We start from the raw sequence: 23,046 nt of genomic DNA, 5'->3' as shown, positions 1-23,046 counted from the left end.
CACGAAAATCCCCTGTCTGCTGCCCGACCAAAGCGCCTTGCAAGCGCGATGCGCGGCCAGTGTCCGGATAGACCGCAGCTGATGGACCGCAGCGACGCGTTGGTCCTGATTATTAGCTGAATTATGGCTTAGGATTTCCTTAAGCGTTGAAATATAATGCAAATATCAGTCAAAAGACGAGCCAAAGTTTCACTCGCGCAAGCCGCCGCCTTCGCTTAAGGTATTTTTCAGGGATAGTATCAGGGGCGACCACAGGTGGCGGGCAACGAGCCGGCGGGCAACAAGCTGGCAGGTGACACACAGGGCATATCTTCGGTCGCCGGCGTAACAGTCGATCCGTCAGCGTTGTGCCTTTCCAGCGAGCAGGGGCGCTCGCTTCTCGAGCCCAAGGTGATGGCGTTGCTTGTTATCCTGATGCAGCGCCCAGGGAAATTATGGGGGCGGGCAGAACTGTGTGACGCGCTGTGGCCGCCCGGCCAGGGAAGCGACGAGGGTTTGAGCCGGCTTGTTTCCCTTTTGCGCAAATCGTTCGCGAGCGATCACGCGCGTGCTGCGGTTATCGTAACTGTGCCAACGCTGGGATACCGGCTTGACGGCGAGGTCCGCTCGCTTCCTGCAGGCGGCAAACCGCGCGCCGCTGACGGCAGTCCGGCGGAGGCCGCGTCTGTGCCGTTACTTTCCCCAAGCCGCCGCACATTGTGGCTGGCCGCGGGATTCGCTGTTCTCATGGTTTTGGCCGCTGCGGCATGGTGGAGCGGGTTATGGAAAGCGGAGCGAGCAGGTGGCGCAGATGATCTGGAAATCAGTCTTGCGGTGCTTCCGTTTGAAAACCTGACCGAGAATGACCGGCAGGCCTTTCTGGCCGACGGGATGACGCGCGATCTCACATCGCTTTTGTCGCGGGTGCCCGATGTCCGCGTCGCACCCTATAGTTCGGCCAGAACGTTTGCGGGGAAAGACAACAGCGGGCCCGCAGCGGCAGAAGTGCTGGATGTTCGCTATATCGTATCGGGTTCGCTGACCAGGCAAGGCAGCAATCTGGTTTTAAGGGTGGACTTGAGCGATGCGGTCTCGCGCAGGCAGGTGTGGTCGAAACGGTTTTCGCAGCCACTGGCAAATTTCTTCGCTCTTCAGGAGGATGTGGTTCAGGCGGTTGCTACATCGGTTTCGTCGGAAATTCATGCGTCCGAAATGGAAGCTATCAGGAGCAAGGACGAATTTAATCTCTCGGTTTACGAACTGGTGCAAAGCGCCCAGTCGCGGCGCTATGCCTACGGACGAGAAGCCGCGATGCTGACCATTGACGATGCCAAGCGCGCGCTTTCCATCGACCCCGAAAATTATTCGGCCCAGGCGATACTGGCGACGCAATTGGCCCAGAATGTGATCAGCGGGTATTCCGACAATCCCGCCCGCGATGTTCCCGCTGCGCTAGGAATGCTGGACGAAATGCGTGCAAAAGCACCGCGTAACCCCGAAGTCATGACTGCGACGGCGCTGGTCCGTTTATATGTTCAGGGCGACCGCGACGGCGCTGTGCGGTTGTTGGAAGAATCCCTGTCCATCGATCCCAATGAACCGCACGCCGCCGTCATCCTGGGCAGCCAGCAATGTTATGGCGGCGACTTCGACGCCGGGTTTCGCCTGATAACACAGGCAGAGGCGCGCGCGCCTCGCCACCCCCGATACGCCATTTGGCCATGGTTCAGAGCGGGCTGTTACGGCTCGGTGGGTGAGAATCTGTTGGCCCGCGACGCCGCGCAGGATGCCATTGACCGCAACCCGAATTATCCCGGCCCCTATTATTCATACGTCCATTATTCCTGCCTGCTGGGCGATGTTGCGCGCGCAACCGACGCCGCGGCAAGAGCCAGACGGATCGATCCCACATTCACACTGGAAACATATGAGCTGCTGATGGCAAAAGTCGGCTACCCCGGCCCGCCCGGAATGAGCCGGGCGGAAGCTGACAAGTCCGTCCGTTCCTGTCTGGCTGACAAATCAGGCCCTGCGGGCACCCGGTAACAACTTTTTACACATTTTGCCCCGCGGGCGGGCTAACCTACCCAGACGTCCAGCACATAACGTTCGTCTTCGATCATCGTCTCTATCCAGTTCGCTGCAGCCTGGCCGCTGCAACCTGATTTTTCTGCGTAAATCGACGCGAGGGTGCTGCGTACACCGGGTTCCATCCGCGCTCCGTCACCGCAGACATAGATTCGCGCGCCCGCTTCGATAAGCGACCAGACCTTGTCTGCATTCTGTGCCGCCAGATCCTGGACATATGTGCGAGTTCCATCGTGCCGCGAGAAAGCTGCTTGGACCGATACGATGCCGCGCTGTTCGTAATCGGCGATTTCGTCGCGGTAGAGATAGTCGTGTTCCGGGTGACGGCAGCCGAAAAACAGCATGGCTTCGCCAAGCGTCCGGCCATTTTTCTGAAGATAGTCGCGCTGCTGAAGGAAGCCGCGGAAAGGCGCGATACCTGTGCCCGGGCCGAACATGATTATCGGTACGCCAGGATCATCCGGCAGCCGGAAATTGCCCGTAGGCTCGCGTACAGCGGCCTGAAATCTGTCGCCGGGTTTCAGGCCGGCAAGATAGGCTGAACAAGTCCCGTTGAATGTACCATTGCCTGATAGTGCCGGACCGCTGACCACACCGACAGTAATCGAGCAGCGACGCGGATCATCGCCCGGAGCAGACGAGATCGAATAATAGCGCGGGCTCAGAAACGGGATAAGCTCGAGGAAAACCGCCAGCGGCAGTTCGCAAGCGGGGTACCCCTCCAGAATATCCAGCACCGATTTGCGCTTCTCCCAGATTTCGGCGGTGTACCGATCCATATCATCCGCACCATCCGCACCGGCTGGCCGCGCCAGAGCTTCCAGCGCGGCGCGCGAGTTGGGACACTGAGTATAGCGGGCAAGCGTCGCAATATCGCGCCGCGTGGCGACCGCCTGCAGTTCGCCTGCACTTCGGGCCAGATGGCGAACCGAAAAAGTACTGCCGCTGGGAAAGGGGCCGCGCATTTCACTGCGAGATTCGATCCGGACATAGGTGTCATGATCAAGTTTGAACCGTTTGAGCAGCCGGCTGACAACGGCTTCATCATTGACGGGCACCACACAAAGGTGGTCACCGGGGGTATAGTTTACCCCTTGCGGGAGTGCGACTTCGATGTGGCTGGTCGAACGGCCCTCGTCCTGGCTGATATCCTTGAGCTCGGTATTGCTGATCACTTCGACTTCGTGCGCGCCAATCCTGTCGGCGACCGGATTCGCGGTGACACTTTGCGTTATTTCAACCGAATAGAGCGGCTGGGCGATGGCATCGTTGTCGCCGGCAAGGTCGATCCCGAATTCGGCGCCCATCTGCGGGATGATTGCATCAAGCCAGTCGTGAAACCGGGTATCGATATCTCCGCGTGCATCCAGTTCGCGGGTTTCCGCGATCCGGCGCGCACCCAGCTGCGCAAGCCGCGTATCGATTTTACGCGGCACCACCTGGAACGTCGCAGCCCAATCACTGTTGCCGCAGCCAAGTACGAAATAGGCCGCGCCATCCAGTTTGGGCTCCGCAGTCCCGGTCTGTTCGATCCAGTCGGTAAATTTTGCCGCATTGTCCGGCGGCATTCCGTTATAAGACGAACAGGCGATCGCAATCGCGCCTTTGGTGGGCAGCTTTCCGACATGGCTATCAAGTTCAGCCAGCGTGACGTCGAAGCCGCTGAATTCAGCCCTTTGAGCCAGTTCGCGCGCAAAACTCTCGCTCGAACCCAGATTAGATCCATACAGGACCAGCAGCGGGGTGCCATGGCCGGGCACCGGAGCTGGTACCGCAGTCTCGGTGGCCGCTGCAGCGGGGGTTACATTTGTGCCGCCCCGCTCGACATCATCACGCAGCCGGACCTTGATGAAAAACTCGTCGGGTTTGATCGATAGCGTTTCCTTGATGTCGAGGCGGTACCCGGTATGATCAAACAGATCGAAGCGCTGCAGGATCATTCCCAGCACCAATATCGATTCCTGCAGCGCGAACTGTCTGCCGATGCAAGCGCGCTGGCCGTTGCCAAACGGCTTGTAAGCAGCGGGATCACGCGCCGCCTCCGCTTCGGCTTCGAAGTGAGCGGGGTCGAAGCGGTCGGGGTTGTCCCCCCAGACCGAAGTGTCGCGGTGCAGCGATGGTATCAGAACAGTTGTAAACGTCCCTTTGGGGATGAGATATTTGCCGCCAATAACTTCGTCTTCGAATGGTGCCAGCCCCAGTGCGGGCGCGGTGGGCCACAGCCGCAGCGCCTCCGACAGGATCGCGCGGATATAGGGCAGTCTACCAATTTGCGAGAGAGTGGGGCGCTGGTCGATGTTGCGGCCAAGCACGGCATCCACTTCGGCATAGGCGCGCGCCATCACGTCGCGGTTCTTGAGCAGGTAATACAGTGTGAAGGACAGCAGCCCCGATGTGGTTTCGTGGCCCGCGATCAGGAATGTGTTGATCTGGTAGCGGATGTTCTCGTCCGACAGCCGCTCCCCCGTCACCGCGTCACGGCCCGACAGCATGAAATCCAGCAGATCATCCTGCCCGTTGCTGCCATTGCCGCGCCGTTCGCGAATAATCTCGTCCACCAGATTATTCATGTAGGCCGCATCCTGGTGCAGCTGTTTGATCTGTTCCCCCTTGAACAACTTTTCGCCCGGTATCCCGCGCATTTTCAGTGTAGTGCCAAGCGTCCGGTTGAGCGCTTCGATAAAGGGGTGGAAATCATCACGGTAAAACGAATTGAAGCGGTAACCAAAACCGCAGACGCCGATAGTGTCCAACGTCAGCCGGATCATGTCCTTGGGCGCATCGATCACATCGTCCGAGTTCAATCTCTCCCATTTCAGCATCAGCTGACTGGCGATGTCGATCATCATCGGCAGATAACCGCCCATCGCCTTCTGGCTGAACGACGGCAGCAGTATATTATGTGCCTTGGCCCAATTGGGATCCTGTGTGTCGCCCGTAAACAGGCCGTCACCGGCAATCAGCCGAAGCCGTTTGAGCGGCCCGCGCACGGTCTTGTCAAAGCGTTTTTCGTCGCAAACCTCGGCCACGAGATCCGCACCCGAAACCATGATTATGGTCGTTCCCATCATGTCGAGCTTGAATATCGGCCCGTATTCGTCGGCCAGTTCCATCAGCGACTGGATCATGCGCGATGCATCCACCGTCACGGCATTACCGATCAGCGGCTTGCCCGGGGGTTGCGGTATCGGGGCGAGCGTTGTTTTTAAAACCATAAGCATCGCTTTTGCCAGACAATCCTGCGCCCGGAAAGAGCACCGCGTTGCGGTTTACCTTTCGGGAGCCGAATCCGCGCTGGTCGCAGGCTGTTCTCTCGCCGCCAAACCCGGGTCGGTTCAGTTTTTGAACTCGAAAAAATTCCGCATCGCATCGGCCTGCCGCACATTTATGGTCCGGCCCAGCGGATCGGCGGTGTGCATGGCTGCCAGCGTTTCATCGTCGGAGGGATCGATTGTGGCGGCCAGTCTGCTGCCACCGGGCGTTCGGGCGACAATCGACGCTGCCGCGCCCTGATTGCCGGGCTGGATTGTATAGGTTTCGACGATGGCCTCGCCCGAATAGGCACCGAGCACATCAACCAGCCGGGTTTGACCGGGTAGCTCTTGCCAGCGGCTCTGCGACCAGTCGGCCTGACGGCAGGAATAAATTGCCGCCGAATATTTGCTCATATATCAGCCATTTGCGCCAATCAGCGCGTAGGCCTTACGGTTGCGGCGTAACCGTCCAACCGCTTCGGCGATGGCGTGCGCGGAATAATTGTTTCCCGCGCCGCCGAAAAACGGGAGGCCGCCGGTCAATGTCAATCCGCGCGGATCATCGGGCGCGATACCCAGCGCGTCGATCTGGTTGAACACGGCAATCGGAAAACAACTGTAGAAATCCATTAGGGCCACATCGCCGATGGCCACACCGGCCAATGCCAGCGCGCGTTGCACCGCCGCAATCGACGCGGGACTGCGGCCCAGATCGGGGCGCGCCAGAAGCGGCGCCTCGGCTGCAGACGTGACACTGTGAATATGCACCCAGCGGTCTGACGGAACGCCCAGTTCGCGCGCCTTGCCCACCGAACAAAGGATGATGGCCGCCGCCTGGTTCACCTGATCGCGGGCAACCATCATGCGCGGAAACGGATCAGCCACAATCCGGTTACGCGGCGTAATCTGTGCCAGATCTTCCGCGCTGCGGATTGCCCGCGCGGCGGCGTGGGGATTGGCCGCTGCCACCCGTGTGAAAGGAGCAAATAATTCGGCCATCGCGGCTCGGTATGCCTCGCGCGGCAAGCCCAATCTTGCCCTGCGCGCATTTTCGAACAAGGCGTAAGCGGGCAGCGGCGATCCCAGTCCGTTTGCGGTGGCGGATTTCTCGGCCAGACCTGCCACGCCGAACCCGCGATCTTCCAGTTGTCCTTCGGGCGCTTCCGACCAGTCAGCCTGCCGGCCGACTTTCAGCAAGGTCAGCATGGTCGAAATCGCTTCCGAACCGGCGATCATGCAGCACGAACTTTCGCCCGCGGCGATCTGTGCGGCCAATTCGCCCACCAGTTTCTGCGGCCCCTGTCCGCCGACAATTTCGAGGATTGCGCGCTGCGGATCGGCACCCACCCGCTGTGCAATCGACCGCGGCGGATTGCTGGAGCTGCCAAACGGGGCCCGCGCGCCGGGGTGTGATATTTCGAATTGGCGGATCGCCGCTACCGTATCGATCGCACCCGCCACAGCACAACTCTCGCGGCCGACCGCCTGACAATCGGCAATCGCCGCGCGGGCGGCCTCCCCGGCCAGATCCATCGGTGAAAGGGCGCGGTAGGCTTTCTCGCCAATGCGTTCTGAATATTGGCCTACGCCAATGATGACCGGAGTGTTATCGTCCATACGATCGTCCATAGCTGCGCGGCGCGCGATTGCACCCGGCTTTCGCCAAACAGCAGGCCGGAGCGCCAAAATAGCGGCTATGGCTAGTGCGGCGAATTATTGTTAGGGCGGCATCCCCGGGCCAAGCTGTCTGACGAAGCCAAACGGCTTCTGCAAATGGCGGCCTGAAGTTCAACCGTCGGAGTGAGCGCACCCAATGCCAGCTGGCGCACCCTTGATCGATCAGTTCGGCCGCAAGATTACCTATCTGCGTCTGTCGGTGACCGACCGCTGCGATCTTCGCTGCACCTATTGCATGGCTGAAAGCCCGCAATTCCTGCCGCGCGACGAATTATTGACGCTTGAAGAGCTCGAGCGTCTGTCAGCCATTTTTATCGAGCGCGGCGTGCGGAAAATCCGGATTACCGGCGGCGAGCCGCTGGTCCGGCGCGGGGTCATGCGGCTGTTTGCCAATCTCGGGCGCAAGCTGGGCGGCGGACTGGACGAATTGACGCTTACGACAAATGCCACCCTGCTCGAAAAATATGCCGGCGAACTGGCCGCGGCGGGTGTCAAACGCGTCAACGTATCGCTCGACAGCATCGATCCTCAGCGATTCGCGGCCATTACCCGGCGCGGATCGCTGGATGCCGTGCTGCGCGGCATCGACGCCGCGCAGGCCGCCGGACTTGCGGTCAAGCTCAACACTGTCGCGCTGAAGCATGGCAACGCAGATTCGATACCCGACCTTGTCGAATGGGCCCATCGGCGCGGTATCGACGTCACGCTGATCGAAGTCATGCCGCTGGGGGAAACGGGTGAAGACCGTTTTGACCAATATATTCCGCTCTCGGTAATTCGCGAAAGCCTGGAGGCGCGGTTTAGCCTCACCGATCTGGCACCAGCGGATGCTCTGGGCGGACCTTCGCGTTATGCCAGAATGCTGGAAACAGGCGGGCGGATCGGATTTATCACGCCGCTGACAAATAATTTCTGTGCTGGATGCAACAGGCTGCGGGTGACGTGCACCGGACGGATTTTCATGTGCCTGGGGCATGAAGATCATGTCGATCTGCGCGATATCATGCGCGAAAATCCGGTGGATGACGGCGCGGTAAATGCTGCGCTCGACAGGGCGCTGGGGGCCAAGCCCGAACGGCACGACTTTGCCATCCGGACGTCGGGCGAAAAACCTGCCGTGCCCCGCACGATGGCCATGACGGGCGGCTAGATTCGTGATTTCGGTGGATGAAGCGCTGGCAATGCTCGCACGCCGCCGGCCCGTGATGCCAAGCGAAGTGGTCGGCATTCACAGCGCGCTGGACCGTGTGCTGGCTGCCGATGTTCGTGCGCGTGTGACGCTGCCCCCGCATCCGGTATCGGCGATGGACGGTTATGCGGTCCGCTTTGCCGATCTGGCCGCAGATGGAACCGGGCTGACCGTAATTGGCGAAGCGCCTGCGGGCCGCCCCTTTCGCGGTCAGGTGGGCGCGGGGGAGGCTGTCCGGATTTTTACCGGCAGCCATGTCCCGGAGGGCGCGGACCATATCGTGATCCAGGAACAAGCCGAGCGTATCGGTGATGCCGTGCGAGTGACGGCGCCCCAGGAAAGGCCCGCCAATATTCGTGCAGCGGGTCTCGATTTTGCGGAAGGTGATGTTCTGGTGAAATCGGGCGCCAAGCTGGGTCCGGCGGAGATTGCTGCAATTGCTGCCGCCGATCACGGCGAAGTGACTGTTGTCCGCAAACTTAAAATCACCTTCATCGCCAATGGTGACGAATTGCGCGCGCCGGGCGGTGATCCTGCGCAGGGCGATATTGCAGCGTCGAGCTATGCCGGATTGTCTGCGCTGGTGCAGCGTTGGGGCGGGGAACCATCTGACGGCGGAATTGCTGCGGATTCGGTCGAAGCCATCTGCGAGCGTGTAACCGCGGCTCGTGATGCTGACATTATCGTGCCGGTTGGCGGCGCGTCCGTCGGTGATCACGACCATATGTATGCAGCTTTTTCGAAGCTGGGACTGAAGGAGGTGTTCCGCAAAATTGCGGTGCGGCCCGGCAAGCCGACATGGTTTGGCACGATGGGCACACAATTGGTGCTGGGACTGCCGGGAAACCCGGCTTCTGCCTATGTCTGCGCGCAATTGTTCCTCCGCACGCTAATCGACACGGACGCCCCGCTGGCGTGGCAATTTGCAAAGCTGTCAAAGCCAGTTTCAGCCGAGGGTCCACGCGAGACTTTTGTGCGCGGAATCAGCCGGATTGACAAGGACGGGTGCCAGCATGCCGCACCGCTCGAACGCCAGGACAGCGCGCTCATCACGCCCTTTATGATGGCCAATTGCCTCATCCGCCGCCGCGCGCATTCCCCTGCCGCCAGCGCCGGTGCTATCGCCGAGATTCTTCCACTCCAATGTTAGCGGGCCGGGACGGTTAACTGCGGGTTGAAAACCGCTTACACTCATCGCCGAAATGCGGCATTCAGTCGGGCATGATTGAAGATACCGCTACCGACTATCCCGAAATCCGCGAATCCGTTCGCCGGCTTTGTGCGCAATTTCCGGGCGAATATTGGCAGAAACTGGACCGCGAGCGCGCTTATCCCACCGAGTTCGTCCAGACCTTGACCAGGGAGGGATTTCTCTCTGTTCTGATACCGGAAGAATATGGCGGCGCGGGGCTGGGGCTTTCTGCGGCGGCCGCTATCCTCGAGGAAATACACCGTTCGGGCTGCAACGGCGGCGCTTGTCACGCACAGATGTACACTATGGGGACAATCTTGCGCCACGGCAGCGAAGCGCAGAAACAGGCGATTCTGCCCTTGGTCGCATCGGGGGAATTGCGGTTACAGGCCTTTGGCGTGACCGAGCCGACGGCGGGAACGGATACATCCCGGATCACCACCTTTGCTGAAAAGCGCGGCGATACCTTTTACGTCTCCGGCCAGAAAATATGGATCAGCCGGGCCGAGCATTCCGACTGGATGGTGCTGCTGTGCCGCACGACCAAACGCGAGGATGCCGGCAAACCGACAGCCGGGATGAGTGTGCTGCTGGTAGATTTGCAAAATGCGAAGCAGAACGGGCTGACCATCAATCCCGTTCGCACGATGATCAACCACGCAACCACCGAACTGTTTTTCGACGAGGTCCCGGTACCGGCCGCAAACCTTGTCGGTGAAGAAGGCAACGGATTTCGCTATATCATCGACGGGATGAACGCGGAGCGCGTTCTGATCGCTGCCGAATGTGTCGGGGACGGGCGCTTTTTTATCGACCGGGCCAGCGCCTACGCCGCCGGGCGCGAAGTATTCGGCCGCCCGATCGGCGCCAATCAGGCAGTCCAGTTTCCCATCGCGCGCAATTTTACGCAGGTCGAGGCTGCCGCGCTGATGGTCAATCGGGCCTGCGAATTGTTCGAAGCCGGAAAACCTTGCGGGACTGAAGCCAATATGGCGAAAATGCTGGCATCGGAGGCATCATGGGCAGCTGCAGACACTTGTTTGCAAACGCATGGCGGGTTCGGGTTTGCCGAGGAATATGACGTGGAGCGCAAATTTCGCGAGACCCGCCTTTACCAGATCGCGCCGATCAGCACGAACCTGATCCTGAGCCATGTCGCGACCCATGTTCTGGGAATGCCCAAATCCTTTTGACCGTCGAAGTAGCAGGGGATCGAACGACACCGGATTGAACCTGCCGTCCGTCACGCTAATCTGCACGCTTTCTGTGCCTGGCTTGGTAACTATGGTGACGCCGGCGGCCAGGTCGCTTCCCGCGGGGCGGAACGTCTTTCGGTTGCCGGCTGGCGAAGCCATAGCTGGCCGGGCCTGGCCGCGTCCGCATTTCAGTCAGCACGGTGAGCGAACATAGCGCACAAACGCAAACGGCGGCCCCCGAAGGAGCCGCCGCAGCGAATTTTCTGATAAGGAGAAGCGGCGGTTAGCCGCTTGCGCCTGTTTTAGTAGCCGAGGGTAAGCGACAGGCTGGCAGCGCGCGGCGCGCCGATCTGTGCGAAACCAAAGCCGTCAAGCGATCCACCGAAGAAGCCGACGTAATATTCATCAAAGATGTTGGTTACGTTCAGCTGCAGGGCAGCGTCGGTACCGTTGATGAACTCGCCCAGCCGGTAACGAAGATCGAAATCGACCAGCGTGTAGCTTGGTGCAGTGTCGGTGTTCAGATCGTTGATGTAGCGTTTGCCGGTGTGTTTGACCTGTGCGCCAAGTTCAACGCCGCCAAATGCCAGCTGACCGCGTGCACCGACCGAATATGTCGGCGTACCGCTTTCACGGCTGCCTCCGGTCGCCGCGAAAATCGGAGCCCCGCCTGCGGCAACACCAACCTGTACGTCATCCTTGATTTCGGATTCGCTGAGCGAACCGAAGACATACAGCAGGCTGTTGCGTGTCGGGCGCCACGCGACCGAACCATCGATGCCGTATTTGTCGACCGTTCCCAGGTTACGGAAAACGGTGGCACCTTCGCCGTCACGGGCTGTCGGATCGAACGCGGATGCGAGGCGATCTTCGTAGCGCGTGAACCAGCCGGCGATCTGGGCTGTGATCCGGCCCTGGTTGAACCGCAGACCGGTATCGAAGCTGTCTGTGGTTTCAGGAACCGGACGAGCGCGCTCGTCATCAGGAATGAACAGCGAATCATACAGTGGATCGGTGCCCGGTACCGAAAGGCCCTTGGCGTAGTTTGCAAAAAGCGACAGGCCGGAGTTGAAATCATAGGTGAAGCCTACGTTCGGCAAAAGCTCGTCATATTTGTATTCACGCGACAACGGCGCGACATAAGTCGGGTTCAGGGTCTGATATTGCGTCAGGTTCTGACCCGCAGCCGGGCAATCGACAAAACCGTTGATCGATGTCGTGAAACAGTTCTGGTTCAGTTCACGCGTGAAGAACGGTGCACGCAGACCCAGCACAGCGGTCAAACCGCCGAACCGGCCGCGATATTCGCCCGACAGCTGATGCAGGATGGCGAATGACTTGCGGTCACGCTTGTTCACTTCGTTGCCGTTTACGTCGAGCAGAGCACTGTCGATCGCGAACACGTCGATCGGCTCGCCATTGGCCTGCATTACGCTGATCTGGCCGGTTTGACGGTGACGGGCACGGTCCCATGTGTACGCAACGCGGACACGGTGGTCGGTATTGATGTCATAGATCATGTTGGCAACCAGACCGTAGCGGTTTGTCTGCGTTTCGCTGGGGTCGTTACCCGCAATACGATCACGCAAATCGCCGTCGCCGTTCAGATCGCGGCCAAAGTAGTAACCGCCATTGAATGCACCGGTCAGACCGATGGTTCCGCCGCGCGGAACGAAGAGTTCTTCACGCAGATCGTCGGGTCCGCCGCCGTTTGCTTTCACATACTGGTAGCTTGGGTCGAGTGTCAGAGTGAGTGCATCGGTGATCGAGAAGCGCGATGCACCGCGGATATTGCCCGTGTCAGAAGGATTGTAACGGCGGAAGAATGCCGAGCCGCAACCTGCACGGTCATCATAGCGCGAAGTGGCACCGGGACTGCCGCCGCCGTTGAAAACCACCCGAGGATCGACCGCACAAGGATAAACTTCGGAATTCTCGTAAACCGAGAAACGCTCTTCCTTGGTGAAGCCGCCGTCGTAATAGGAAAGCAGATTGTTCAGGCTTTCGGATCCGGCGAAATTGTTGCGGTTCTGGTTGAAGTGACCGGAAACAGAGACGAAATCGCCATTGTCACCAAGGTCCTGCCAGATCCGGCCGTTGAACTGCGTCTTATCGACTTGGCCATACGGATTATAGGGAACGCCGTAACGGGTGTAGCTGACCGAAGCGAAGGCTTTGGTACCCATACCGGTAAAATCGCCGGTGTCGATCATGCCGAAACCGCGCATATACAATGTATCGGATGCGCCGCTTGCCAGCACATCGCCAACCGACAGGGTCGAAGTGATGTGGAAGTAATCGGTGGGCTCTCGCGTGCGAATGTTGATCGTGCCGCCGGCTGCCGAAGCGGTGGGGCTGTCAACGTCGGTAGTGCCGAGGTTTACGTTAACCTGCGAGAGGACTTCGGAGTCGACCTGCTGATTGGTGTAAAGTGCATAATTGCCCGAATCGTTGAGCGGCAGACCGTCAAGCGTCTGCGATACGCGGTCAGCGCCGAAACCGCGAACGGTGAAGCCGCCGCCGGAAGAACCCCATGGGTCGTTGTTCTGGAAGCTGACACCTGGAACCAGGTTGATAATATCGTTGACCGTCTGGCCGGGGCGTTGCCGGCGGATTTGTTCTTCGGTGACGACCTGCTTGGCCTTGGTTGTATTGGGAATTTCGATCCCGCCGACATCGTCGGTACCGGCGATAACGACAATTTCGGTATCGTCGAAATCCACCGAACCGGTTGACTGGGCATGAGCGACCGACGGGATCGCCAGAGCGATCAGTGCGGTGCTGCGGAGAAACATGGTTTTCATTGGACAAGAGCCCCTTGGCACTAGTGGTGAGCAATCGGTAGCGTGGGCCCAAATCGCGAAGCCACGCGCGCTGGCCAGCCCCTGCTAGGCTGGCTTCAACTCGGCAAGAGGGAACTTTTGTGACAGCTTGATGACTCGTTCGCAGCGGGGGCTGTGCGACGATTCCAATTTGACCCAAAGTCGCAGTTTCACTGGTCTTTTGAGGTGTGTTGCCGCGATGCAACATAGATTAGATATTGCCACACTGTGGAATAATAGGTGGTCAGGCGAGACCGATCTCGCGCAAACGCTGCTGCAGATACTCGTGCGAACTCAGCGGATCGGGATAGTGATTCGCGCCATCCTCGCCGACACATTCGGCCAATGTTTCGATCACGAAATCCGGCCTGAAATGCAGGAAAAACGGCATTGAATAACGCGCGCGGCGGGCAGCATCGCCAACCGGGTTCACCACACGGTGCGTGGTCGAACGCAGCCGGTTATTGCTGAGCCGCTGAAGCATATCGCCGATATTCACCGCCAGCGCGCCGGGGGGAGGCGATACCGGGATCCATTCGCCATCCTTCGATAGCAGTTCCAGCCCCGCTTCTTCGGCCCCCAACAGCAGGGTTATTGTATTGATATCCTCGTGCGCGGCAGCACGGATCGCACCTTCGGCCTCTTTGGATACCGGCGGGTAATGGATCAGCCGCAGGATGGAATTGCCGTCCAGCACGGTGGCATCAAAATAATCTTCCGCCAGCCCGAGGTGCAGGGCAATTGCACGCAAGATGCGTTTGCCGCTTTCTTCTAGCGCGACAAACAGGGCTTCGAAAGTCTCGCGAAAGCCGGGCACCTCGGCCGGCCAGCTGTTGGGCGCCATATATTCGCCCAGCGGATGGCTATCGGGCAAACTGCGGCCGACGTGCCAGAACTCCTTCAGATCCTTAACCTCGGCATCCTTGGCCTTTTCGGTTCCGAACGGAGTGTATCCGCGCGCGCCGCCTTGTCCGGGGTTGTGATATGCGCGCTTGGCGTCATCGGGCAGCGCGAAGAAATCGCGGCTGAGCTGTTCGCCTTTGGCGATCAGATCCGCCGGCACGCCGTGGTCGCGCACGATGGCGAAACCGTATTCGGCAAAACTCTGCCCCAGTTCGTCGGATAATTCCTCCAGCGGGCGGGCCAGGGAAACGGAAGCTATTTCAGTCATGGATTTTGTCATGCCCACGCTCTTAATACGGCAGGAACAGTCCCGCTAGTGCTGCGCTCATCAGATTTGCCAGCGAGCCGGCAGCCAGCGCGCGCAGGCCGAGCCGGGCAATAACCGGACGCTGGTTGGGCGCGAGCCCGCCCGTCACCGCCATCTGGATGGCGATGGAACTGAAATTGGCAAATCCGCATAGCGCAAAAGTGACGATTGCCAGGCTGCGCGCGCTCAGCGTGCCGGGTTCAAGCGCACCCAGATCGATGAATGCGACAAATTCATTGAGAACAATCTTGGTCCCGAACAATCCGCCCGAAACCAGCGCCTCGTCCCACGGAATCCCGAGCAGAAACATGACCGGAGCAAAGACGAAGCCGACGACTTGCTGGAATGACAATTCAGGATAGCCGAACCAGCCGCCGATACCGCCAAGCATCCCGTTCGCAAGCGCGACCAGAGCGACAAATGCCAGCACCATTGCGCCGACCGCCACCGCCAGCTTCACGCCCGTTTGCGCGCCTTGCGCGGCCGCTTCGATGATGTTGGCAGGCGCTTCGCCATCTTCGAAAGTTTCGGCAATCTCCACTTCATGCGGTTTGCCGCCTTCGACCATGGCGGCCGGACCTTCGCCGCTGATCCGTTTTTTGGGTAACGAAAGTTCGCCTTCTGCCTCGGGGCTGGGTTCACCATCGTCGGGCATGATGATCTTGGCCATCAATATGCCGCCGGGCGCGGACATGAAGGCGGCTGCCAACAGAAAAGGCAGGTAATCACTGCCGAGCAGCCCTGCATAAGCTGCCAGAATGGTGCCTGCGACGCCCGCCATGCCGACTGTCATCAGCGTGAACAGGCGCGAGGGTGACAGTGCCGCCAGATACGGACGCACCACCAGCGGGCTTTCGGATTGCCCGACAAAGATATTGGCGGCCGAACCCAGCGCCTCGACCTTGCTGATGCCGGTGATCCAGCCGATTGCGCCGCCAACCCAGCGCACGATCCGCTGCATGATGCCAAGATAATACAGGATCGACACCAGCGATGCGAAAAAGATGATTACCGGCAGGGCGCCTAGCGCGAATGTATTGGCAAGCGGATTTGTCTCGTTCGGACCGAAGAGGAATTCGGTTCCTTTGCCGGCATAGGAAAGCAGCGCCGAAACCCCGTCGGCCATCCACTGGATAGCCGCGCGGCCCCACGGCGTTCGCAAAACCAGAAACGCGAGCAGCGCCTGTAGGGCAAAAGCGGCGCCGACGATCCGCAGGCTGATCCGCCGTTTGCCGACCGAAAGCAGGAAGGCGATCAGCAGAATTACGACGATGCCGATAATGTTGATAATGAAGGGAGGCATAGGGTTACTCGCTTGCAGCGAAACAGATGGGTGTTTCTTGCCGCGTGAGCGCATAAGGTCAAACAGCCTTGTGGGCTATGCGGGGGACAAGTCTTCCCTTTTGTGTCCAGCCGCCATAGCAATCTCAAATGGACGATACCCAGAACACATCTTCGCAAATGGCCGCTGCGGCCGACAACAAACCCCTTCCGCGCGGGCTGTTTTTTCTGGCGCTGTTATATGGCGGGATGACGGTGGCTGCCGGTGTTCTGGGCTTCAAACAGGTGGCATTGGGGCCGCTTGCCGTGGAAGCGGGCATCTTTGCCTTCCTGATGCTGGTGGTGATTTCCAGCACTGTCTCGCAACTCTACGGCGATATGTTGGCCCGGCGTCTGGTGTTCTGGGGCTTTGTTCCACTTGGTGTTTCGATCCTGTTGATTTCATTCGTGCTGCTGCTGCCGCCGTCAGCCAATATGCCGCCTGAAAATATTGCTGCGTTCGAAACCGTATTGTCGCAGACGCCGCGAATAATGGCTGCGGGGCCGGTGGCTTACGGGGTTTCGCTGCTGCTTAACGTGAAAATATTTTCCATGCTGCGCGGCAGCGGTGAAGGAAGTGGGCAGGTTTCGATCATGCTGCGCGGGGCAATTGCTTCCGCGCTGAGCCAGGCCATCGACACGCTGATTTTCGTGACTTTGGCGTTTTACGGCGAATTTCCGATCGGCTCGCTACTGGCGGGACAGATGCTGGCCAAAGTCGTGTTGTCATTCCTTTTCGTGCCGCCGCTGATTGCGCTGTTCGTCAAACTTGCAAAGCGGCTTGGCTAAGCGATGATTTCAAATGACATCGTGATTTTCGGCATTCTTGCGGCCATCCTCGCATTGTTGTTTTTTCTGCGACAGAAGGGCGGGGTGTGGGACCGCGTGTTCACTTTCATACCCATTATCCTGCTGTGTTATTTGCTGCCGTCGCTGCTGGTCAGTTTCGGTCTTATCGACACGTCCGAATCGAATTTGTGGACGGTAGCGAAAGATTTCTTCCTGCCTGCCGCGCTGGTCCTGCTTACGCTCAGCATCGATATGAAGGGGATCATCGGGCTGGGACCCAAGGCGCTGGTCATGTTCTTTACCGCGACTGTCGGCATTGTGCTGGGCGGCCCGGTGGCACTGTGGCTGGTGGCAAGTTTCGAACCTTCAGTCCTGGGTTCAGGAAACGATGCGGCATGGCGCGGTTTCGCGACGCTTGCGGGCAGCTGGATCGGCGGCGGCGCGAACCAGACCGCAATGCTGGAAGTGTACCAGTATAATCCCGAACGCTACGGCGCGATGGTCGCGGTCGATATCGTCGTAGCGAATATCTGGATGGCGTTCCTGCTTTACGGTGCCGGAATGTCGGACAAGATCGACAAATGGCTTGGGGCCGACAGCTCGTCGATCGACCGGTTGCGCGATACGATGGCGGAATATTCCGCGCAGGTTGAACGCACACCTAGCTCGAACGACCTGATCGTGCTGATGGGGGTGACATTTGCAGCGGTCGGCACAGCGCATTTGTTTGCCGGAATGTTGCCAGGCTTTTTCGAAAATCTGTTCAGCACACCGGATGCTGTGCTGGCGAGCGGATTTTTCTGGGTTGTGGTCATTTCCACAACCATCGGTCTGGCTGCCAGTTTCACGCGCGCCCGCAGTCTGGAGGGGATCGGCGCTTCAAAATTCGGCACCGTGTTCATTTTCCTGCTGGTTGCGATTATCGGCACCAAGATGGATATTTTCCAGCTTGGCGATGCCCCGCTGTTTATGGCCGTGGGCATGATCTGGATGCTGTTTCACGCGATTTTGTTGTTAGCGGTCGCCAAGCTCATCAAGGCGCCTTTTTTCTTTGTTGCTGTGGGCAGCAAGGCGAATGTCGGCGGCGCGGCCTCTGCACCCGTGGTCGCGGGCGCTTTCCATCCTGCGCTGGCGCCTGTCGGGGTGCTGCTGGCGGTGCTTGGATATGCGCTGGGCACCTATGGCGCAATTCTGGCGGCGACCATGATGCGCGCGGTTAGTTAGCCAGGCCGTTTATCAGTCGCGGGCGTTTAACAGAGCGGCCGGTTCTCGATTGCAGCCAGATCTCAATTGCGGGGCGGAAATATTCCCTGCGTCACGATGCAGTAGCGGATATTGCCGCCATTTTCCGCTGTCAGCTTGCCCCGCAGGTCAGGCAGGCCGAAAGTTGTCCGGCCATCTCCGCCAAATTGTGTGCCGAGAAGTGAAAACAGCGCGGTGTTCTGCGATATCGCCATCAACTTCCCGTCAGCCAGCGCCGATCCTCGTGGACAGAAATTGAAAGGGACCGCGAAGATTTCGCCAAGATAGACATCTGTGCCCGCCATTGCGGGTGCCGGCGTAAATGTCGCCGCGGCAAATGCTGCGATGCCGAGTTTGGTCACTGTTTTTCTCATCGGATTCCCCCATTGTTACGGCCGAAAGACTGTTCAAACCTGACGGTTCCTAACCAGATCGTCAACCACCGACGGATCGGCCAGCGTCGAGATGTCGCCCAGATTATCCGTATCGTTCTCGGCGATCTTGCGCAGGATACGCCGCATGATCTTGCCGCTGCGGGTTTTGGGCAGAGCGGGCGCAAACTGCACCGCATCGGGCGCGGCGATGGGTCCGATTTCCTTCCGCACCCACATCACCAGTTCAGCGCGCAGCCCGTCGGTGTCGGCGGTGCCGGCATTGGTGGTGACATAGGCATAAATGCCCTGTCCCTTGATATCGTGCGGCATTCCCACGACCGCCGCTTCGGCGACAGCCGGGTGTTCCACCAGCGCGCTTTCAACCTCCGCAGTGCCCATCCGGTGACCTGACACATTTATCACATCATCTATTCTGCCGGTGATCCAATAATATCCGTCCGCGTCGCGGCGGCATCCGTCTCCGGTAAAATAATAACCGGGATAAGTGCTGAAATAGGTCTGGAAAAAGCGTTCGTGATCGCCGTAAACCGTCCGCATCTGGCCGGGCCAGCTATCCTGGATGACCAACGCGCCCGAAGCCGCACCATCTAGCAGCTTGCCGGTTTCGGGATCGACCAGCGCGGGCCGGACACCGAACATCGGCTTGCTCGCGCTGCCGGGTTTCAGATCGGTCGCGCCGGGCAGCGGGGTAATCATCGCCCCGCCGGTTTCTGTCTGCCACCATGTATCCACGATCGGACAGCGGCGCTCGCCGACAACGCGGTGGTACCATTCCCAGGCCTCCGGATTGATCGGCTCGCCCACAGAACCGAGTAATCTAAGTGACTTGCGGCTGGTTCTTGTGACGTATTCATCACCCTCACGCATCAATGCGCGCAGCGCGGTGGGGGCTGCATAGAAAATTTCGACCATGTGCTTGTCGATAATATTCCAGAACCGCGAATGGTCGGGATAATTGGGAACGCCTTCGAACATGACCTGCGTGGCTCCGTTCAAAAGCGGGCCGTAAACGACATAGGAATGTCCGGTTACCCAGCCCACATCCGCAGCACACCAATAGACCGGAGCCGGACCCGATTCGGCGGGCCGGTAATCAAAAACCGCCTCATGCGTCATGCTGGTCCATACTGCATAGCCGCCGGTAGTGTGCAGCACGCCCTTGGGCTTACCGGTCGAGCCTGATGTGTACAGGATGAACAGCGGATCTTCGGCATCCATAATCTCGGGCGGGCATTCGCCGGACTGCGCGCTGACAAGTTCTGCCCAATCCGCATCGCGGCCTGGCGTCATCGGTACATCGGCGCCGGTGCGGCGCAGCATGATGACCGTCGAAACCGGCGTTTTCTCCAGCGCAGCATCGACATTGGCCTTTAGCGGTATTGTCTTGCCGCCGCGCAGCCCCTCGTCAGCCGTGATCACGATATCGGAGCGGCAATCCTGTATTCTGCCGGCCAGCGCATCAGGGGAAAATCCTGCAAACACGACCGAATGGACGGCGCCGATCCGGGCACAGGCGAGCATTGCGACCGCGGCTTCGGGGACCATCGGTAGATAGATCGTGACCCGGTCGCCCTTGGTCACACCCTTGGCCTTCAGCCCATTGGCGAACTGGCAGACCTCGCGGTGCAATTCGCGGTAAGTTATCGTGCGGCCCGGTTCGGATGGATCATCCGGCTCCCAGATGATTGCAGCCCTGTCACCCCGCATATCAAGATGGCGGTCGAGCGCATTGGCGGCAATGTTCAGCTTGCCGCCGGTAAACCAGCGAATGCGGAAATCAGCTTCGTCGAAACCGGTGTCTTTCACAGTGTCGAAGGGCGTGGCCCAGTCGATCCGCCGGGCTTCCTCACGCCAGAAAGCGTCCGTATCATCTAACGACCGGCGATATTTTTCCTCGTAAGTGGCAGCATCGATCAGGGCATTCTCGGCCCAGTCCGAAGGCACAGGATAGACCGCGTCGCTCACTCGTATTCTCCCACAGGACCAGCGATGTAACCTAGCCGTTGCAGCCTGCCTAACAAGAGAAAATCAGAATGCGGAGATCCCCGTGATCGCGCGGCCAAGAATCAGGGCGTGCACATCATGCGCGCCTTCATACGTGTTCACGGTTTCCAGATTCACCATATGGCGCATCACCTGATATTCATCGGAAATGCCATTGCCGCCATGCATATCGCGCGCGTGGCGCGCAATTTCGAGCGCCTTGCCGACATTGTTGCGCTTGACAATGGAAATCATGTCCGGCGCGAAGCGGCCTTCATCCATCAGGCGGCCCACGCGCAGACTGGCTTGCAGGCCCAGCGCGATGTCGCTCATCATATCTGCCAGTTTCTTCTGGAACAGCTGGGTTGCAGCAAGCGGGCGGCCGAATTGTTGGCGGTCGAGGCCATATTGGCGCGCAGCGTGGAGGCAGAACTCGGCTGCGCCCATCGCGCCCCAGCTAATTCCGTAGCGGGCGCGGTTGAGACAGCCAAACGGGCCTTTCAACCCCTGTACGTCGGGCAGCAGCGCGTCATTGCCGACTTTCACATCTTCCATCACGATCATGCCGGTGGTTGATGCGCGAAGGCTCAGCTTGCCTTCGATTTTCGGGGCTGACAGGCCTGCCATGCCCTTTTCCAGAACAAAGCCGCGGATACCGCCGCCATGCGCTTCGGACTTGGCCCAGACGACAAATACGTCGGCAAACGGGGCGTTGCTGATCCACGTTTTCGTTCCGTTGAGAATAAATCCGTCACCGTCCTGTCTGGCAACGGTTTTCATTCCGCCCGGGTCGGAACCGGCATCAGGTTCGGTCAAGCCGAAACAGCCGATCAATTCGCCGCTGGCAAGGCCCGGGAGATATTTCCGGCGCTGTTCTTCCGATCCGTAGGCGTGGATTGGATACATCACGAGACTGGACTGGACCGAGGCCATCGAGCGGTAGCCCGAATCCACCCGCTCGATCTCGCGCGCAACCAGCCCATAGGCCACGTAGCTTGCGCCGGAGCCGCCATATTCTTCGGGAACCGTGACGCCAAGCAGACCCGCCTGGCCCATCAGCGGAAACAGTTCCGGCGCATCGACTTCACCGCGGTACGCCGCTTGGACGCGGGGCTGCAACTCGCTCTGCGCGAAGCCATTGGCCGCATCGCGCACCATGCGCTCCTCTTCGGTCAACTGGGTTTCGAGATCGAAAGGATCGGCCCAGTCGAAAGGTGCCATACCGGCCATGTTTATTATCCTAGCTAGGGGTTTATGCCGCCCTAGCGTCGGGCAGTAAAATTGCCAAGCTGCGCGTCGCTTTCAGCCTTTGCCGAATTTCGCTTCGTAGGCAGCGCGGTCCCCGCCTTCCAGCAACCTCGCCTGCTCGGTCCATTGGTCGCGCCGAATGCGCCCTGCAAACTTGCCCAACAGCGGATCAATCCGGTCGATATCGTCCTGGGTCCATGCGGCGACCTGCGACACCGAAGTAACACCCAGTTCGGCCAGCAGCATGCGCAGCTTTGGCCCGACGCCCTTGATGCGGGCAAGATCATCGTCCTGTGCGGATGCCGGCGGGGCGCTGTCAGCCTTGGCCGTCTGTTCCTGAACCACAGCAGCGACGGCCGATCCCGCGGCAGCGGTAATGCCCGGGTTGGCCGCCGGAACCACCGTCGCGGGGCCAGCGGCAGGCGCAGCGTCCAGCAAGGCCTGGTTTCGCGCGGCAGGTGCGGCATTGTCGTCCAGCACGTCACGCTTGTCGGTTTCAACGCGAGTCCGGCGGGTCGCCGCGAATACGTACCAGGCGACCGCAATGCCGATAATCAGGGCGATTACGAACAATAGCCAGTTGGCTTCGACCAGTTCGATCATTTCCAGTTGCTCCATATCAAGAATTTTTCCGGCCCCAGATAATCCATCCGATGCCCAGTCCGATCACATAAGTGGCCAGCATAAGAAACAGAAGCTCTCCCCAAATCGCCATTATCGTGCTCCCGGCGTATCGACAGGGGTGGGGACCAGCGGCATTGTCGTGATAACCGAAAATTCAATCCGCCGGTTTGCAGGATCGGTTGGTTCCAACCCTTCGACAGGTTCGCTCGACCCTGATCCGCTGGCTTTCAGGCCTGCACCGGGAATTTGCAGATCGATCAGCGCGCGGCGCACAGCCTGCGCGCGCTGACGGGACAGCGTCTGGTTGGCTTCTTCGTCGCCGGACGTGTCGGTATGGCCGGTTATAGCAATAATCGCGCCGAGGCAGGGCCTGAGGGCCCGCGCCACTTCCTTGACCAGTTCATAACTGGCCGGGTCCATCCGCGCTGACGATTCTTCGAACCGGATCGAACGGGCCTGCAACAATGCCTCGATATCACCCTGGCACCGTGTAGGCGCCCGACTGCTTTGCCCGCGTTCGGCAATCATCGTGCCATCGGCCCAGAACACGCCGCCCACACCGGGAATATTGCCAACGGACCGGGCAATTTCGGCCCGTTTGTTGTCATCGACATTTTCCCCGCCCGAAAGTACCGGATGGCGCGACGGCCAACCGTTCATCGATGCGAACGTTGCCGTGACGCCGCCGCCGCCTACTCTCGCAATCGCCTGTCCTGCCTGGGCAGAAAGCGATGCCGAAAGGTCCTGATCGCTCGCGCTGGCGCCCAAAAGCGCCGTAATTACAGTCAGAATTGCTCCGGCAGCGATTGCGGTGATGGGTCTGGTAAACATCAAGCGC

At 59.5% G+C, this 23,046-nt stretch carries 17 protein-coding genes; 6 read left to right on the top strand and 11 right to left on the bottom strand.

Annotated elements, in window-relative coordinates:
• Positions 1 to 255 precede the first annotated feature (255 nt).
• Complete coding sequence (locus tag WFP06_RS10190; RefSeq protein WP_336987059.1) at positions 256 to 2,025, top strand: winged helix-turn-helix domain-containing protein; 1,770 nt, start codon at positions 256 to 258, stop codon at positions 2,023 to 2,025.
• Between the two features lie 32 nt (positions 2,026 to 2,057).
• On the opposite strand, the gene WFP06_RS10185 is transcribed toward WFP06_RS10190, so the two are convergent.
• The 3 genes from WFP06_RS10185 to WFP06_RS10175 form a co-directional block, all read right to left on the bottom strand.
• Positions 2,058 to 5,282 carry a bifunctional cytochrome P450/NADPH--P450 reductase gene (locus WFP06_RS10185; protein ID WP_336987058.1) on the bottom strand — a complete coding sequence of 1,075 codons (3,225 nt, stop codon included), beginning with the start codon at positions 5,280 to 5,282 and terminating at the stop codon, positions 2,058 to 2,060.
• A 120-nt stretch (positions 5,283 to 5,402) separates the two neighbouring features.
• Positions 5,403 to 5,735: a hypothetical protein gene (locus WFP06_RS10180; protein ID WP_336987057.1), complete on the bottom strand. Its 333-nt coding sequence runs from the start codon at positions 5,733 to 5,735 to the stop codon at positions 5,403 to 5,405.
• Positions 5,736 to 5,738: 3 nt separating this feature from the next.
• Entirely contained in the window at positions 5,739 to 6,950 is a 1,212-nt protein-coding gene (locus tag WFP06_RS10175) for an acetyl-CoA acetyltransferase (protein ID WP_336987056.1), read from the bottom strand.
• 184 nt (positions 6,951 to 7,134) lie between these two features.
• On the opposite strand from WFP06_RS10175, the gene moaA reads away from it, so the two are divergent.
• From moaA to WFP06_RS10160, 3 genes are all read left to right on the top strand, one after another.
• Positions 7,135 to 8,148, top strand: coding sequence for a GTP 3',8-cyclase MoaA (moaA, locus tag WFP06_RS10170; RefSeq protein WP_336987055.1), 1,014 nt, complete (start codon positions 7,135 to 7,137; stop codon positions 8,146 to 8,148).
• A gap of 4 nt (positions 8,149 to 8,152) precedes the next feature.
• Positions 8,153 to 9,337 (top strand): molybdopterin molybdotransferase MoeA, encoded by a 1,185-nt coding sequence (locus tag WFP06_RS10165; RefSeq protein ID WP_336987054.1) that lies wholly within the window; start codon positions 8,153 to 8,155, stop codon positions 9,335 to 9,337.
• Positions 9,338 to 9,408: 71 nt separating this feature from the next.
• Entirely contained in the window at positions 9,409 to 10,572 is a 1,164-nt protein-coding gene (locus tag WFP06_RS10160; RefSeq protein ID WP_336987053.1) for an acyl-CoA dehydrogenase family protein, read from the top strand.
• A 305-nt stretch (positions 10,573 to 10,877) separates the two neighbouring features.
• Here WFP06_RS10160 and WFP06_RS10155 read toward each other — a convergent pair whose 3' ends face one another.
• From WFP06_RS10155 to WFP06_RS10145, 3 genes are all read right to left on the bottom strand, one after another.
• Positions 10,878 to 13,379: a TonB-dependent receptor gene (locus WFP06_RS10155; protein WP_336987052.1), complete on the bottom strand. Its 2,502-nt coding sequence runs from the start codon at positions 13,377 to 13,379 to the stop codon at positions 10,878 to 10,880.
• Positions 13,380 to 13,641: 262 nt separating this feature from the next.
• Positions 13,642 to 14,568, bottom strand: coding sequence for an isopenicillin N synthase family dioxygenase (locus tag WFP06_RS10150; RefSeq protein WP_336987051.1), 927 nt, complete (start codon positions 14,566 to 14,568; stop codon positions 13,642 to 13,644).
• A gap of 22 nt (positions 14,569 to 14,590) precedes the next feature.
• Positions 14,591 to 15,910 carry a NupC/NupG family nucleoside CNT transporter gene (locus WFP06_RS10145; protein WP_336987050.1) on the bottom strand — a complete coding sequence of 440 codons (1,320 nt, stop codon included), beginning with the start codon at positions 15,908 to 15,910 and terminating at the stop codon, positions 14,591 to 14,593.
• A 128-nt stretch (positions 15,911 to 16,038) separates the two neighbouring features.
• Here WFP06_RS10145 and WFP06_RS10140 point away from each other — a divergent pair, with 128 nt between their 5' ends.
• Together WFP06_RS10140 and WFP06_RS10135 are read left to right on the top strand one after the other, a co-directional pair.
• Complete coding sequence (locus WFP06_RS10140; RefSeq protein ID WP_336987049.1) at positions 16,039 to 16,716, top strand: queuosine precursor transporter; 678 nt, start codon at positions 16,039 to 16,041, stop codon at positions 16,714 to 16,716.
• Positions 16,717 to 16,719: 3 nt separating this feature from the next.
• Positions 16,720 to 17,940 (top strand): DUF819 family protein, encoded by a 1,221-nt coding sequence (locus WFP06_RS10135; RefSeq protein ID WP_336987048.1) that lies wholly within the window; start codon positions 16,720 to 16,722, stop codon positions 17,938 to 17,940.
• Between the two features lie 62 nt (positions 17,941 to 18,002).
• On the opposite strand, the gene WFP06_RS10130 is transcribed toward WFP06_RS10135, so the two are convergent.
• The 5 genes from WFP06_RS10130 to WFP06_RS10110 all read right to left on the bottom strand — a co-directional run bounded on the left by WFP06_RS10130 (position 18,003) and on the right by WFP06_RS10110 (position 23,039).
• A complete protein-coding gene (locus WFP06_RS10130; RefSeq protein WP_336987047.1) occupies positions 18,003 to 18,332 on the bottom strand; it encodes a phage tail protein in 330 nt (109 codons plus the stop codon).
• 33 nt (positions 18,333 to 18,365) lie between these two features.
• The gene (acs, locus tag WFP06_RS10125) at positions 18,366 to 20,318 is read right to left on the bottom strand and encodes an acetate--CoA ligase (protein ID WP_336987046.1); all 1,953 of its coding nucleotides are present in this window, start codon (positions 20,316 to 20,318) and stop codon (positions 18,366 to 18,368) included.
• A gap of 63 nt (positions 20,319 to 20,381) precedes the next feature.
• Positions 20,382 to 21,566, bottom strand: a complete 1,185-nt coding sequence (locus tag WFP06_RS10120; protein ID WP_336987045.1) for an acyl-CoA dehydrogenase — start codon at positions 21,564 to 21,566, stop codon at positions 20,382 to 20,384.
• Positions 21,567 to 21,638: 72 nt separating this feature from the next.
• Complete coding sequence (locus WFP06_RS10115; protein WP_336987044.1) at positions 21,639 to 22,202, bottom strand: hypothetical protein; 564 nt, start codon at positions 22,200 to 22,202, stop codon at positions 21,639 to 21,641.
• 96 nt (positions 22,203 to 22,298) lie between these two features.
• Complete coding sequence (locus WFP06_RS10110) at positions 22,299 to 23,039, bottom strand: OmpA family protein (RefSeq protein WP_336987043.1); 741 nt, start codon at positions 23,037 to 23,039, stop codon at positions 22,299 to 22,301.
• Positions 23,040 to 23,046: the final 7 nt, after the last annotated feature.

It is taken from the genome of Altererythrobacter aquiaggeris (genome assembly GCF_037154015.1).
Taxonomy (GTDB): Bacteria; Pseudomonadota; Alphaproteobacteria; order Sphingomonadales; family Sphingomonadaceae; genus Aestuarierythrobacter; species Aestuarierythrobacter aquiaggeris.
Note: the sequence above shows the minus strand (reverse complement) of the source record. Positions and strands in the feature narration are given on the sequence as shown.